General features: G+C 65.0%; 17 protein-coding genes. 7 read left to right on the top strand and 10 right to left on the bottom strand.

The window, feature by feature from the left end:
- Positions 1–166: 166 nt before the first annotated feature.
- The 3 genes from QE428_RS03615 to QE428_RS03605 all read right to left on the bottom strand — a co-directional run bounded on the left by QE428_RS03615 (position 167) and on the right by QE428_RS03605 (position 1,772).
- Entirely contained in the window at positions 167–658 is a 492-nt protein-coding gene (locus tag QE428_RS03615) for a universal stress protein (RefSeq protein ID WP_307463128.1), read from the bottom strand.
- Positions 659–727: 69 nt separating this feature from the next.
- A complete protein-coding gene (locus QE428_RS03610) occupies positions 728–1,225 on the bottom strand; it encodes a universal stress protein (protein ID WP_307463125.1) in 498 nt (165 codons plus the stop codon).
- A gap of 49 nt (positions 1,226–1,274) precedes the next feature.
- Positions 1,275–1,772 (bottom strand): pyridoxamine 5'-phosphate oxidase family protein, encoded by a 498-nt coding sequence (locus QE428_RS03605; RefSeq protein ID WP_307470616.1) that lies wholly within the window; start codon positions 1,770–1,772, stop codon positions 1,275–1,277.
- A 10-nt stretch (positions 1,773–1,782) separates the two neighbouring features.
- Between QE428_RS03605 and QE428_RS14695 the strand changes: the two genes are divergently transcribed.
- Entirely contained in the window at positions 1,783–2,790 is a 1,008-nt protein-coding gene (locus QE428_RS14695; RefSeq protein ID WP_373457692.1) for a universal stress protein, read from the top strand.
- On the opposite strand, the gene QE428_RS03600 is transcribed toward QE428_RS14695, so the two are convergent.
- From QE428_RS03600 to QE428_RS03585, 4 genes are all read right to left on the bottom strand, one after another.
- Positions 2,753–3,352 carry a hypothetical protein gene (locus QE428_RS03600; RefSeq protein WP_307463122.1) on the bottom strand — a complete coding sequence of 200 codons (600 nt, stop codon included), beginning with the start codon at positions 3,350–3,352 and terminating at the stop codon, positions 2,753–2,755. The genes QE428_RS14695 and QE428_RS03600 overlap by 38 nt on opposite strands.
- Positions 3,353–3,381: 29 nt before the next feature.
- Entirely contained in the window at positions 3,382–4,200 is an 819-nt protein-coding gene (locus tag QE428_RS03595; RefSeq protein WP_307463119.1) for a universal stress protein, read from the bottom strand.
- Between the two features lie 75 nt (positions 4,201–4,275).
- A complete protein-coding gene (locus QE428_RS03590) occupies positions 4,276–4,893 on the bottom strand; it encodes a response regulator transcription factor (protein WP_307463117.1) in 618 nt (205 codons plus the stop codon).
- 8 nt (positions 4,894–4,901) lie between these two features.
- Entirely contained in the window at positions 4,902–6,551 is a 1,650-nt protein-coding gene (locus QE428_RS03585; protein ID WP_307463115.1) for a GAF domain-containing protein, read from the bottom strand.
- 168 nt (positions 6,552–6,719) lie between these two features.
- Between QE428_RS03585 and QE428_RS03580 the strand changes: the two genes are divergently transcribed.
- Both QE428_RS03580 and QE428_RS03575 read left to right on the top strand, forming a co-directional pair.
- Entirely contained in the window at positions 6,720–7,778 is a 1,059-nt protein-coding gene (locus QE428_RS03580; RefSeq protein ID WP_307463113.1) for a zinc-dependent alcohol dehydrogenase, read from the top strand.
- A gap of 77 nt (positions 7,779–7,855) precedes the next feature.
- Positions 7,856–8,374: a pyridoxamine 5'-phosphate oxidase family protein gene (locus tag QE428_RS03575; protein WP_307463110.1), complete on the top strand. Its 519-nt coding sequence runs from the start codon at positions 7,856–7,858 to the stop codon at positions 8,372–8,374.
- Positions 8,375–8,631: 257 nt separating this feature from the next.
- On the opposite strand, the gene QE428_RS03570 is transcribed toward QE428_RS03575, so the two are convergent.
- Complete coding sequence (locus tag QE428_RS03570; RefSeq protein WP_373457691.1) at positions 8,632–8,850, bottom strand: helix-turn-helix domain-containing protein; 219 nt, start codon at positions 8,848–8,850, stop codon at positions 8,632–8,634.
- Positions 8,802–9,245 (bottom strand): DUF2975 domain-containing protein, encoded by a 444-nt coding sequence (locus QE428_RS03565; RefSeq protein WP_307470615.1) that lies wholly within the window; start codon positions 9,243–9,245, stop codon positions 8,802–8,804. The genes QE428_RS03570 and QE428_RS03565 overlap by 49 nt, the downstream gene beginning before the upstream one ends.
- 320 nt (positions 9,246–9,565) lie before the next feature.
- Between QE428_RS03565 and QE428_RS03560 the strand changes: the two genes are divergently transcribed.
- From QE428_RS03560 to QE428_RS03550, 3 genes are all read left to right on the top strand, one after another.
- Positions 9,566–10,135: a hypothetical protein gene (locus QE428_RS03560; RefSeq protein ID WP_307463105.1), complete on the top strand. Its 570-nt coding sequence runs from the start codon at positions 9,566–9,568 to the stop codon at positions 10,133–10,135.
- A gap of 35 nt (positions 10,136–10,170) precedes the next feature.
- Positions 10,171–10,683: an RNA polymerase sigma factor gene (locus tag QE428_RS03555; RefSeq protein WP_307463102.1), complete on the top strand. Its 513-nt coding sequence runs from the start codon at positions 10,171–10,173 to the stop codon at positions 10,681–10,683.
- A 213-nt stretch (positions 10,684–10,896) separates the two neighbouring features.
- Positions 10,897–11,106: a hypothetical protein gene (locus QE428_RS03550; RefSeq protein ID WP_307463099.1), complete on the top strand. Its 210-nt coding sequence runs from the start codon at positions 10,897–10,899 to the stop codon at positions 11,104–11,106.
- Positions 11,107–11,511: 405 nt separating this feature from the next.
- On the opposite strand, the gene QE428_RS03545 is transcribed toward QE428_RS03550, so the two are convergent.
- Complete coding sequence (locus tag QE428_RS03545) at positions 11,512–11,925, bottom strand: MerR family transcriptional regulator (RefSeq protein ID WP_055939212.1); 414 nt, start codon at positions 11,923–11,925, stop codon at positions 11,512–11,514.
- An 88-nt stretch (positions 11,926–12,013) separates the two neighbouring features.
- On the opposite strand from QE428_RS03545, the gene QE428_RS03540 reads away from it, so the two are divergent.
- Positions 12,014–12,997, top strand: coding sequence for an aldo/keto reductase (locus QE428_RS03540; RefSeq protein ID WP_055939215.1), 984 nt, complete (start codon positions 12,014–12,016; stop codon positions 12,995–12,997).
- Positions 12,998–13,328 lie beyond the last annotated feature (331 nt).

The following is a 13,328-nucleotide window of genomic DNA, read 5'->3' as shown; positions in this document are numbered from 1 at the left end:
GTAGGGGTTTTCGGTGGATGCATCTTCGGTGTGTGGCGTTCGTCTGCGATGCCTCGGTCGGTCGTGCCGAAAACGATCGTTTTCGGCACGGTTATTGGCGGTCAACCACGGTCCTGTGAAGTGGAGCCGGGTTCGCCCGACATAGGCCGTGACGGCGACTCATCGTTCAGCGGGCAGATTTGGGCTGTTCCGCTTCGTTCGATCGCGACGTCTTGCTTCCGCGAGATTCGTGTGCGGGAACGACCATCACGGGACACTGCGCGTGGTCCACGCATGCCCGACTCACCGAACCGAGCAGCAGCCCGGTGAACCCGCCGTGTCCGCGCGTACCCACGATCAGCATGTCTGCGCCTTTAGAGGCGTCGATCAGCGCCGGGGCGGGGCCGCCGAACACGATGTGTCGGTCGATTCTCGTAGGTGCGCCGTCCGGGAACGCTTGCGTGATTGCCTCGTCCAGCAGCTGCGCAGCATGTTCATCTCCGGACCAGCCGAGCAGAGCGTAGGGATCGACGAACGCGGGATTTGTCCAAGCGGTGATTGCTTCGACAGCGCATCCGAGAGGGCTCGAAAGTTCGGCTGCCATCTGCAACGCGAGTATCGAGGCGTGAGACCCGTCGACTCCGACGACTATTCGCTTCTGATCGTTTACGTGCTGCATGCCCACATCCTGTGTCGTAACCTCTTCCGATACTGGGACGAAGGTCCGCCGGAACTGCCGCGTCAAGCGTCAGCTTGTCTCCGACTCGACACGCCACGTCCTCGGGACCACAACAACGGGACAGGGGGCGTGCGACACGCATGTTGCGCTGACGGATCCGAGGAGAAGATCGGCGAAGCCACCGTGCCCCCGGGTGCCCACGACAAGAAGTCGTGCGTATCGACTCAACGCCAACAGCGTTGCTGCGGGCGCACCCTGCCGGGCGTCGTAGGTGAGCCAGGGAGGTTCATCTCCGTCCAAGACCGCGTCGATCGCGTCACGCAGACGTTCCCCGGCGTGAGCACGCACGGATGTGCGCACCTGCGGGTAGGCAAGGTCCTGGTAGAGGGGCGGCGGGTAGTCCCAGGCGAGGACCGCGTGGAGGGGCAAGCCCAACGTTCGTGCGAGCTGGTTGGCGTAGCTGAGGGCTGTCACGGAGTGGGTGGAGCCGTCAACGCCCACAAGCACCCCCGGCGTGGTCCATGGGAGGGAGTCGGCGAGGTCTGGGGGCGCGAGAGTAGTGAGCATGACCTGGATCGTGTGCCAGTGCAGCGAAGACGTCCGGGACCTCAGTCCCTCAGGCTTCGTCGGTTCCGACGAGGCGACGTGATCTCACCGGTTCGGTCGTTCGATGCCGTCGACTGGAGAAGCGGCGTCCTGTGATCGTCAGCGGCGCGATGCGAAGGAAGACGTCGCCGCCGGTAGGTGAGGCGCTGAGGAGCTGACGAATCCCACTGTCCGAGATGTCATAGGGGTCGTCGATGCGCCACGCGACACCTCTGATGACGACGCTCCATGCGGACGGGCTGTCGCCTGAATCGATCTCGAACGCAACCCGAGGGTTCATACCGATGAGGTTGAGCTTGCCGCCCTCGCTCGTCCGGCAATAGATCTGGCGGTCTCGCGCGAGGTAGTTCATAGGGAACACGTCCGGCGCTTCATCGACGCCGATCAGGCACAGGCGCCCGAGGTCCGCAGCCTGAACCAGCCCCCACGCATCATCTGCGGACACGACCTCGATCGAACCGCCTTCGCCGCTGTCGGCGCCGGGGAGCGTCCAGCCTGTATTGCGCATCTTCGCCACGATGACCCCCTACTCGGTCCTTCACTCAGGTGATTTCACACTCCAGAGGGCCAGCATGCGGGGCCGAAAGTCCCTCGAGCAGCTGCCGGGGGGCCTCGGGACCTTCGCCCCGTTAGGTTCTCCGCGCGTTACGTATGGTCTGACCGAAGAATCTGGAAGGGAAGGGTCGGAGATGATCGTGGTGTATCTCAATCGGTTGCAGCCCGATGGCGGTCCCATGAGGTGGGTGGGCGGGCGCGCCCGCTCCGCCCACGTGGCCGTCACCGTCGCCTTTCACGGCGGCACGACGGAGGCGCCCTCCGACACGGTCGCAGCGATGCTCGCGGAGACCAATGACACCCGCTTGGTAGAAGTGAATCGGAAAGGCAGAGAGCTTCGTCCGTTGGTTGCGGAGGGAGATCTCCTCGTCCTGGACCAGCAGGACGTTCGGCGAGGAGAGTCCACCGCTGTGGCACTCATTGATGAGTCTTTGCAGGCGGGGCGACCAGTATGCGTTGTACCGGTCGAGTGGACGGGTGAAGGTCAGGGGGTGTTCGTTGGTTTGGAAGACGATGAATCCTCGGAGCGGGCGCTGACCTTTGCCGCTGAGGAGGCGCTCCGCATGGGGCACACGCTGATTCTTGTCCACGCCTGGCGTGAGCCTGCGATGACGTTGGATGGTCCCATGGCGATCTTGGGGTCGCCCGCGTCTTGGTTGCAGAGCCATCGAGATCACCTTGAGCGGGCTCGCGCCAGCCTTGCCCAGTGTTTCCCTGGAGTGCGCACGCGAACGACCATCTCTCGTGCCACCCCGGAACGGACTCTCGTGGCGGCATCTGTGGATGCCGCTGAGGTCGTGCTGGGGTCGCATGCGCCTACCTGGGGCGCAGTTTCCCGCGAGGTCATGCGTCTCGCGGGCTGCCCGGTCCTCATCGTGCCCCCGCTTCCACACTCGCATTCGCGCGTGGGACATGGCTCAGGCGTCTCGGATATCAGGGTGTCAGCTTCCCGCTCCGCGCGTCCTTCGTGAGCTGCACGACTCCGAACCCGCTGAATGCGGCGACGGTCATGGCCATTGCGATGCCGGCGATGATACCGATCATGACGGTCACGCTGAAGGGCTGACCCGGCTGCCACAGCGGCGTGGCGGTGAGCAGGAACACCAGGAGCCCGGCGACCCAGCTTCCGCTGGCCCACACGACGCATCGCCACGACGCCCGCATCCCGTAAGCCCGCAGCACCATGGCTTGCGGGATGCTCATCGACGCGAGAAGAGCGCCGCCGAGGCCGACTGCGCTGGCGGCCGTAACAACGACCGGCGCTTGCGCCCAGACGCCGGCCGTGAGCGACGGAAGGCATCCGATCAGGTACGCCAGAAACGCACTTGCGGCAGTCACGCTCACCCAGACGAGCATCGGCATGAACGGGATCACCAGAGATAGGACGAACCATTGCGAGACGCCAAGCACGGTTCCTTCGATGATCCCGGCGGCGGCTGAGGCCGCGACAGCACCCGGACTGTCCGCAGTTGCGGCTCCGACGATCGCCGGCCCGATGAACCCCGCGGACTCACCCGCGGTAACAACGACCACCCACCTGATCCACACCCCTCGCAGTGTCATCAGCGACTCTCCTCGCGCGGCGGTACGACGCAAAGCGGCGTTGCGACGTGGCCGAGCAGGTCGAGTGCGACCGAACCGAAGAGAGGGCCAAGTATCGCGGACGCGGGGTGCCGTCCGAGGACAAGTAGCGACGAAGACGGGGCCTGATAGCTGAGGGCAGCCGTCGGGTTGTCTCTGACGAGTAGGGTCTCGACCGGAACGCGCGACTGCAATTCGGACGCCCTCACCGCCGCCCTTTCGAGGATGCGGTGGTGATGACGTTTCGCATCGTCGTGAGCGGTGTCGGACCAGGCATGTCCGGCTGCTGGATAACCCAGGAGCCAGGCGTGAACGATTCTCAGGGCGACCCCAGTTGCAGCGGCCTCGGCGGCCGCGAATTCGAGGGCGTCGTCGGACGATTCGTCATCGTCCACGCCCACAGTGACGGGGGTGTCGAGCGCCGTCCAACCGGCGGGGACGAAACAAGCTGGTCCCCGTGGCCCACTGCGAGGGGGGAATGCACCTGTTGCAGCTGTCGGCCGCCGCGTCATGCCGATAACGGTGAGCTCCGAAGACGGTGGTCGCTCCAACAGAGCGGTACCGGAACGGGAGCTGCGTACGGTTCCGGTGATGTCCGCCCAGGGGGCCAGATCACGGAGCCGGCGGCGAGCCCGTTCGAGAACCTCCTCGGCGTCTGCCGGCGCATGCTCGAAAAGCGAACGTTTCCTGACTACGTGCACGTCCACCGCCATGGGCTCGAAGCGTGCCCGGTACGCAACCCATTCCAGCGCAGACTCAGCTGCAGTGCTGCCGTCGTATTCGAGCACGATCCGGTCCATGCGATGCCTCTCCCGAGCACCGACGGTAGGACGCCGTCCAATGGGTGCGCGGGAAGAAGGTCCCCCAAGAATGAATCAGTCAGGATGCGCGAACTGAAAGATCGCCGCTTGTGTCCGACTCGCTACTCCGAGCTTCACGAAGAGGGATGAGATGTAGTTCTTCACTGTCTTCTCCGCCAGCCCCAACGCGTCCGCGATCTGCCTGTTCGTGAGTCCGTCGGCGATCAACCTCAGGATCTGCTTCTCCCGTAAGCCCAGCGACCCGAGTCGGGGGTCCTCCGCGGCGGCCCGCACCCGCGCGGCCGCGAAGCGGGACGCCGACTCCGTTCGAACCGAGTCGCCCGCGTGCACCGCGCGGATGTCGTGGAGAAGCGTGATCCCGCTGACGTTCTTCAGGATGTATCCGGCGGCCCCGGCAAGCACTGCCGCGTGCGCGGCCGCGTCGTCGTCGTATGCAGTGAGGATGAGACATGCGACCTCGGGAGAGGCCGACCGGATCCGCCTGCACAGGTCGATGCCATTGCCATCGGGCAGGCGCATGTCCAGGACGGCGACGTCTGGACCGGTTGCAGAGATACGGGCTTCGGCCTGTCTGATCGTGCCCGCCTCGCCGACAACCAGCATGTCATCAGCTTGATTGATGATGTCGGCCAACCCTCGCCGAACCATTTCGTGATCGTCGACGAGGAACACTCCGATTGTCACGACTCACCACCGAGCTCTATCAACGGCACCTGCCAGGTGACGACCGTCCCCGGATTCGATGACGCGATCTGCAGGTCACCGCCCCTCCGAGCAGCGCGATCGCGAAGGTTGCGCAGACCGCTTCGCCGATCGGACCTGATACCCGCTCCGTCATCCGCGACACGGACCGTGACAGCCTCGTCTTTGACAGCGACGTGCAGCTCGATGGAGTCAGCTTGGGCGTGACGGACGCTGTTGGAGATGAGTTCTCGGGCAACAGCGACAACGTCATCGCCCACAGGCCCGGCGAGCAAGCTGTCCACGGGACCGGAGAAGCGGACCGAGGGGGCCCGCTCCCGTTGGCCTGCCGCCTCGGCGACGATATCGATGAGCTTGTGCCGAACAGATGATGCGTCGGAGGACGACAGGGCGAAGATGACGGTGCGAATCTGGCGGATCGCGTCGTCGATCTGCGCGACCACTTCCTGCCCACGACCGCCGTGACGCCCCTGTGTCTCCGTCGAGAAGATGGACTGGATGGTCAGCCCCGCGCCAAACAGCTGCTGAATGACGTGGTCATGCAGATCGCGCGCGATACGTGCGCGCTCCTCAGCAACGACGGCGCGCTGCTGATCCCGACGTGCCTGAGCGAGTTCGACCGCGACAGCAGCCTGTGAGCAAAGACCCTCAAGAACGTCAAGATCGATTCGACGGTATTCCGGCGACGTCGGGGGCCGCGAGATGACAACTGCCGCCACAGGCATCCCCTTCACGACCAACGGCGCAGCTATCGCCGGGCCAGCCTCGTCGAGGTGCGTCTGCAACAACGGGTCACCTGATGCACGGCCGGGACCGCGGCGAAGAAGCTCTCCCTCGAGCGCCGCGGCCACCGTCGTTTGGGCGTAGAGGAACTCACGGCCAAGAAGAGTCCGCTCGCCGTCACCGCGCACTGCCGCGACATGGAAAGCCCCGCCCCCTTCAGCGGGCACGAGAACAGCGGTGAGGGACAACGGCTCAAGTTCGCGCACCCGACCGGCGATTAGATCAAACACCTGCTCACGAGGAGTGGTGAGGATGGCGCGGGAGAGCTCCGCAGCGGCGTGTGTCCAGGCGGCGCGGGTCCGAGTCTCTTCGAACAGTCGAGAGTTGGCGATGACGAGCCCTGCCGTTGATGCGAGAGCTTCCAGCAGGCTTTCGTCGCGGCTTGTGAACGAGCCGCCTCGGGCATTCGTCAGATACAGGTTGCCGAAGACCTCCCCACCAATGCGGATGGGCGCCCCAAGGAAAGACTGCATCGCCGGGTGATGTGGAGGAAAGCCGGCCGATCGCGGGTCCGCACCGAGATGTTCCAGGCGTATCGCCTGGGCCTCAGAGATGACCGCACCGAGCAGACCATGACCGCGAGGGAGATGCCCGATCTGCGCGGCGAGCTCCGGGGGAACACCGACATGTATGAATTGGTCGAGACCATGCCTGTCGCCCGAGATGACGCCGAGCGCACCGTACTCGGCCCCCACAAGCTCAACGGCGGCTTCGACGACCCGCCGAAGAACAGCGACCAGCTCTATCTCACCGACAACGGTCGTGACCGCACTCAGAAGCGACCCCGGTCGACCCCCCTCCCCAGGAGGCTCGGGCTCACGAGATCCCGCGTCCGAAGACGTCACGAGCCCACCGGCAGTTGCCCATCACGCATCCTCGACACCTCGCCTCCGCCCGAACGGTACTGCGAGTACTGGCTCTCCGCCACCCTCCGGTGCGGCGGGACCTTAGACCCACACTCACCGCAGCCCTCGGGAGAAGCTTCACGAAAGGTTCACTAGGAGGGAAACGCGATGCGCGCAGCCGTCGTCACCACGCTTGGAACATTCGCGAAAGTAGAGGAGCGCGATATTCCTCGGCCTGGGCCGGGGCAGGTTCTCGTCCGCCTCGAGGCGTGCGGTCTGTGCCACACCGACATCCACGCCATGCGAGGCGACTGGCCGGTCAAGCCCACCCTCCCCCTCGTTCCGGGACACGAAGGCGTCGGCATCATCGAGGCAATCGGCGAAGGCGTCGCCACACGCACCGTCGGCCAACGCGTCGCGATGCCCTGGCTCGCGCACGCCTGCGGAGAGTGCCGCTACTGCATCGACGGACGCGAGAACCTGTGCGAGCGCCAATACAACAACGGGTACGGCGTCGACGGCGGCTACCAGGAGTACATGCTTGCAGACGCCCGATTCGCCGTACCCGTCCCGGACGGCATCACCCCCGTCGATGCCGCGCCCCTGACGTGCGCCGGTGTCACGACCTACGCCGCGATCAAGAACGCCCACATCACTCCCGGCGAGAGAGTCGCCGTCTTCGGGGTCGGCGGACTCGGCCACCTCGCCGTCCAGTACGCGCGCCTGGTTGGAGCCGAAGTCATCGCCGTCGACGTAACAGAAGACAAGCTGCGCCTTGCCGCAGAGCTCGGTGCCGACCACACGGTCAACGCCTACGAGACCAACCCTTCAGCGGCGATCCGAGCCCTGGGCGGCGCAGACGTCGCCGTGATCCTGGCTGTCGCCCCACCCGTGATCCGACAAGCCTTTGACGCGCTCAACAGAGGCGGTCGACTGGTTCTCGTCTCCCTCCCCGCCGATGGCGAAGTGACCCTCCCCGTCTTCGACACCGTCCTCAAAGGAATCAGCATCATCGGTTCGATCGTCGGCACACGACAAGACCTGATCGAGGTCTTCGGGCTCCACGCAGCCGGCCGCACACGCGTCATCACCGAAACGCGAGACCTCCGAGACGTCAACACGTCCGTCGACGAAGTACTCGCCGGCACCGTCCCTGCCCGGCTCGTCTTCACTTACCACTCCGCAGACCTGGTCACCGCGCCCCCGACGGAGACCAGGTCTGCCTAGACCGCATGGGGAGCGGGGTGGGTGGCGCGCAGCTGCGGTACGCCACCCACCATCCCCCCCCCATCAAAGGAACCGCGATGCTGAATAGGTATCGGCACATTCGACACCTCGACAGTGCTGAATGCTGGGCACTTCTTGACACCGAGACCCTCGGCCGCTTGGCCGTCCTAGACGAAACCGGGCGACCGGATCTCTTCCCCATCAATTACCTGGTCCACTACAGACGCCTGTACATGCAGTCGGTATACGGATCCAAAACCGCCAGCATTCTCCGGAACCCCGCCGTCGCGTTCGAAGTTGACAGCATCGACGCCGCAGGCGACGCACGATGGAGCGTCGTTATCCGAGGGAACGCCACACTCCTTGAGGACGAAGAACTTGAGATCCGAGGGTCCGGAGTTCGCAGGCTCGCATCGTTCGAACCCTCCAAGAAGTGGGACTACATCCGGGTCGCACCGGCATCCATCACCGGCATCATGATCGAACCCGATGCCGACAACGGTTCGACCGTTCGCGGTCTCGGGCCGATGCAGTCGCCCGCGCACAAGCCGAAAGACATCTCCCACCGGCCACCGATTCACCTCAGCAATCAATGACGGCGCACCCACCGAAAACGCTCGCCGAAACCGGCTTTTGGCCCACCTTTCCGGCGGGCATTCTGCATCCGCCAGAGCGAATCGGCCGAAAACGATCGTTTTCGGCGGACTGCGCGACGCGTGTGTCAGCGGCGTAGATTGCTCGAGTGGATAGAGCGGAGCGAACGGTCTTCGTCATTGGAGACGAGGTCCATCAGGACGCGGATAAACCCGAACATCATCTAAGGACCGCTCGCTGACAACGCCCCGACTGGGTCTTAGGACTCGGCCGGGGCGTTGTCGTGTCGAAGTACGTCACCAGGCTGGCAGGCGAGCGCCTCACAGAGCGCAGAAAGGGTGGAGAAGCGAACGGCCTTCGCGCGACCGTTCTTGAGCACGGCAAGGTTCGCTGGCGTAATTCCTATCACCGCGGACAATTCGGCGACAGTCATTCCGCGCTCGCCCATGATCCGGTCGATGTCGACGACGATTGGCATCGGACGACCTCCGCGAGGTCGTATCGCATGGCGGCGGACTGCCGGAACAGCGCGAACAGCACCGTAACGATCAACGTCGCCGCGGCACTGACTCCGATCGCGGCGAGCGTGCCGAGCATGAGCGCCGGCGGCGTGACGTGAGCGGCGTTGAAAACAACGAACATCGCCAGGGTGGCGAGCCCGATCGCGGCGGGGCACCATGTCAGCGCGCGCACCCACGGAAAGGCATCAGTCGTGAAGATGCTGTCGCGCCGCACAAGATCGAGCAAGTGCCACGTGATGATGAGCGCTGCCTGACCGCAGGCAATGACGAAGACGCCCCACCCGATGATGACCGGCGCGATGCTGGCGACCTCCGCGTAGGCGCCGGCGAGGCCGGCGACGTTCGCGGGGATGATGAAAAGCTGGAGCGCGAGTCCGATGAGTGCAAGTACGGCGAAGACAATCTTGGCCGCAGCGACCTGGGGCCGGGATACCGCCTGACGCAGCAGGCTTCACAGCGCAAACCGCAGCATCTAACTACGGTCGGCCATAAACGATCGTTTTCGGCAGGCCTGGGGTCAAGGCGAGAGTTGCGGCGAGTTGGTTGTCACACTTTGTTCTGTGCTGGGCATTTCCCATATGACACCGGAGGGTCCGTTGTCAGGGAGCGGACGGAGCGGCCGTGAGTAAGCACGATGTGGATGAGGTCCTAGCAGGTAGCGGCCCAAGGTTTGTGGCGTCGGTAGCCACAGAGGCGGCGCTCGATGAGCTCGTGCTCGAAGCGCGATCGTCCGCCCGTGGGCACCGCAGCCGACGGCGCCTGCTGTGGCTCGTTCCCGGTGCTGTCGTCGCGGCCACCGCCCTGACAGCGGGCGCGGTGATCGCGGAGCAGTTGACTCGCGTGCATGTTCCGATCTCGATCGAGTACACGACCGACACCGGCAAGAGCGTGTCTTGCACAGCGCACATCGAGAGCTCAGCCTTCTCGCCCCGCCTGGCTGAGGTCACCGAGTACTACAACACGCATGACTTCGACGCCGACGGCCTCGGGCAGCGCATCTACAACTACGCGCTCGTCCTCGCTGGAGACAAGGAGGGCACAACCGCCGACCTGCCCAGCTCCGTTCTCTGGCTCCCCGGCGACGAGCACGACGGTGGGTGGGAACCGCAACCCGGCCGGAGTGCTCTCAATGAGTCGGCGTTCGCGTTCATCGTGCAGGACGTTGAGAACAAGCAAGGTTGGGCGGCAGGAAGTTGGCGCGCCGCGCAGATGGAGACCGACTGCACGGGTGAACTCCATTGAGCGTCGCGCCGACCACGCGATCCGTTCCCGCGGCGATGACGGGTGACCTGACCGAGGCATTTCGGCGCGAGGCCAGTAGCCTCCTGGGCTTCTTCGTCAGACGCGACGTCCCGGCGGAGGATGCCGCCGACCTCGTGAGCGACACGTTTCTCGCGGCATGGAAGTCGACGCGCACAGGGGACGTCGCACCTGACCAGTTGCGCGCGTGGCTGTTCGGCATCGCCCGCAAGACCCTGTCGAGATACCGTCGCGGCGGCACCCGTAGAACGGCGCTGAGCGAACGACTGAGGGCCACGCTCCTTCTCGAGGATGCGACACGGCACGGCCATGACGGAACGTCGGAGGAACTGAACGAGCACGTTCGGTTCCTGATCAACTGCTTGCCCCGCATCGACCAAGAGATTGTTCGCCTCGTGTACTGGGATGGGCTCAGTCAGGAGGAGGTCGCCGTGGTGCTCGGCAAGCCCGCCACCGCGGTCCGTGCGCGCCTGTCTCGCGCGCGGAAGACCCTGCGCGACCAGCTGGCGGCAACCGACGACGTCAGCTGAGCGATTGCCTACCGAAACCCCTCGCCGAAACTGAGTTGTGCGACCCGTTTACGGAGGGGTGGCCGAGGGTATCGCGGCTCGATCGCCAGAAACGATCGTTTTCGGTTGACCGAACGAGGCCGCTCGCCGTCGCTCAAAATCTTCACGTCAGGCCACTCCCGCAGGCGCGTTCTTCGGGTATCGCTGCGCCTGCATCCCTGCCATCATCGTCCGATGGCCCTCCGGTTAACTGTCATCCTCTTGCTCCTCATCGGAGGAGGAGGCGTCGGCGTGGGATTCGGCCTCGCGATCGTGTTCGACCTCCCGTGGGGATGGCTACTCGTCGCCGGGGGCGCGATCGCCCTCATTCCCGGGTTCATTCTCTTCGTGCGACTGAAACAGCGTGACGCGCCGCAGGCGACTCCCGGAAGCCACCGACCGTGACCAATTCACAGAGGTGGGGCGGATTGGCGATGGGGGTTCTCTTCGCGCTGATCGGCCTGCTTCTCGGATCCTCAGCAGTGGGACTGGTTCTGATCGTTGGCGGTGTGATCATCGCCGCCGTTCACGCGGGCCTGCTCCTCCTCGCTCGTCGCAAAAGGTGAGCGGCACGGCTGCCCGGCTTTCACCAGCCCGCACTGTCACAGCCGCGCCAGAAACGTCTATCAAAACTCAGTAGTGGGTGCCGTTTGCGGTGCGCCGAGTTCAGCGTCTTGGGTGCACCGCCGAAAACGATCGTTTTCGGCGGAGTCATCCCTGTGGGCACTTCCGCAGAGATCGTCGTTCTCGCAGCGATGCGTGTGTCTTGATCGCGCCCCCCACAAGCCGACGGCTGACCCGACAGAGCCGTCAGGCAGCCGGTCGGGCGCTGTCGCTCGTCGCGACGATGGTCTGGCGGTACGCCTTGATCTTCCGCTCCAGCGCCGCCAAGTGACGCTGGACCTCGGCCTGCCGGGCGAGGACGGCCGAGTGGTGTTGTTCGAGGAGCGCAAGACGCTCGGCATGATCAGCACCGGCCCGGTACGCCGCCGCGTATTCGCGCATCTCTTGCACGCTCATCCCCGTGCCGCGGAGCATCACCGTTCCGGCGAGCCAGCTCAACGCGGCCGTGTCGTACCGTCGCCACCCGTCCGGACCACGGTCGGGCGCGGGCGCGATGCCTTCCTTCTCGTAGTAGCGGATGGTGTCGACGGTGATGCCGAGGAGGTCTGCGGCGACACTGATCGTGACGGGCTCGTCGACGTGGACCTCGGGAAGCAGCATGGAACTGAGTCTGCCACTTGACATGGTGTGCACACCAGTGTGGAAGGTTGTCTTCGACCGGGGCACCCCGGCGAGGAAAGGACACCACATGCAGCAGATCCCTCTCGGCTCCCAAGGCCTTCAGACTTCCGTGCTCGGGCTCGGATGCATGGGCATGAGCGCCTTCTACGGCGGCGCCACCGAAGCAGGCTCCACCGAAGCCATCCGTCGAGCGCTCGACCTCGGGATCACCCTGTTCGACACAGCGGAGGCGTACGGGCCGTTCGAGAACGAGCGACTCCTTGGTCGCGTCCTCGGCACGGACCGGGAGCGTGTGGTCATTGCATCGAAGTTCGCGACGGACTTCACCGACGACGGCGAACCAATCGGCCTCGACGGCTCCCCAGAACACGCGCGCCGCGCGATCGACCGGTCCCTTGGGCACCTCGGTACCGACCACGTCGACCTCTGGTACCTCCACCGTGCAGACCCGAAAGTGCCGATTGAGGAGACCATCGGCGCGATGAGCGAAGCCGTCGCTGCTGGCAAGGTGCGCTACATCGGCGTCTCAGAGACTTCGGCCGAGACGCTTCGTCGGGCGCATGCGACGTTCCCGATCACAGCGATCCAGTCCGAGTACAGCCTCTTCGAGCGCGACGCCGAGCACAACGGCGTCCTCGACACAGCCTCGGAGCTCGGCGTCGGGTTCGTACCCTTCTCCCCACTCGGGCGCGGATTCCTCTCCGGAACCGTCACCCGCAAAGACGACCTGCCTGAAGGCGACGCCCGCCGCAACCTCCCCCGGTTCTCTGACGAGGCCATCGAGGCGAACCTCCGCGTCGTCGCAGCGCTCAAGGTCATCGCCGACGAAAAGGGCGTCACCACGGCGCAGCTCGCGCTCGCGTGGCTGATCCAGGCTGGCACAGTGCCGATCCCCGGCACCGCCAAAGCCGCGCGCATCGAGGAGAACGCCGCCGCCGCAGACGTCGTACTCACCGCCAACGACCTCGAACGCATCGACGCCGCATCCCCGCACGGCATCACGGTCGGCACCCGTAACACCGAAGCAGGAATGGCACGCGACCGCGGCTGACCTGCACGCGAAGGCCCGCGACACCGAACAGGTCTCGCGGGCCGGCGTCGGATTCAACACCGCGCCCCTCGCAGCGATGCGCCGAAAATCCCTGCCGTAAGGGGTTTTCGGTGATCGTTTGTGGCGCCTCTAAAGCGCCGACGGTTCCGGTCCCGCCGAAAACGATCGTTTTCGGCTCTGCGCGGCCAGGCAGTTCGTCGCCGCTCCAAAAGAAATTGGTTTTGGCGGCAGCCTCTGCGCGAGGTGCTCAAAGCGCAATTACAAACGAGGCGCAGGCGGCTGAATCCGCCGGGGCTTGACCCTCTCACAGTGTCAGACTGTGGCCTGGGAT

The sequence above is a fragment of the Microbacterium sp. SORGH_AS_0505 genome, from assembly GCF_030818715.1.
Taxonomy (GTDB): Bacteria; Actinomycetota; Actinomycetes; order Actinomycetales; family Microbacteriaceae; genus Microbacterium.
The sequence above is the reverse complement of the archived record's forward strand: the minus strand, read 5'-3'. Positions and strand labels throughout refer to the sequence as shown.

Coding starts and splice junctions, on each gene's coding strand:
- QE428_RS03615 (WP_307463128.1), bottom strand. CDS start 658: ATGCAGCACGTAAACGATCAGAAGCGAATAGTCGTCGGAGTCGACGGG.
- QE428_RS03610 (WP_307463125.1), bottom strand. CDS start 1,225: ATGCTCACTACTCTCGCGCCCCCAGACCTCGCCGACTCCCTCCCATGG.
- QE428_RS03605 (WP_307470616.1), bottom strand. CDS start 1,772: ATGCGCAATACAGGCTGGACGCTCCCCGGCGCCGACAGCGGCGAAGGC.
- QE428_RS14695 (WP_373457692.1), top strand. CDS start 1,783: ATGACCCCCTACTCGGTCCTTCACTCAGGTGATTTCACACTCCAGAGG.
- QE428_RS03595 (WP_307463119.1), bottom strand. CDS start 4,200: ATGGACCGGATCGTGCTCGAATACGACGGCAGCACTGCAGCTGAGTCT.
- QE428_RS03580 (WP_307463113.1), top strand. CDS start 6,720: ATGCGCGCAGCCGTCGTCACCACGCTTGGAACATTCGCGAAAGTAGAG.
- QE428_RS03575 (WP_307463110.1), top strand. CDS start 7,856: ATGCTGAATAGGTATCGGCACATTCGACACCTCGACAGTGCTGAATGC.
- QE428_RS03570 (WP_373457691.1), bottom strand. CDS start 8,850: ATGCCAATCGTCGTCGACATCGACCGGATCATGGGCGAGCGCGGAATG.
- QE428_RS03555 (WP_307463102.1), top strand. CDS start 10,171: ATGACGGGTGACCTGACCGAGGCATTTCGGCGCGAGGCCAGTAGCCTC.
- QE428_RS03550 (WP_307463099.1), top strand. CDS start 10,897: ATGGCCCTCCGGTTAACTGTCATCCTCTTGCTCCTCATCGGAGGAGGA.
- QE428_RS03545 (WP_055939212.1), bottom strand. CDS start 11,925: ATGCTGCTTCCCGAGGTCCACGTCGACGAGCCCGTCACGATCAGTGTC.
- QE428_RS03540 (WP_055939215.1), top strand. CDS start 12,014: ATGCAGCAGATCCCTCTCGGCTCCCAAGGCCTTCAGACTTCCGTGCTC.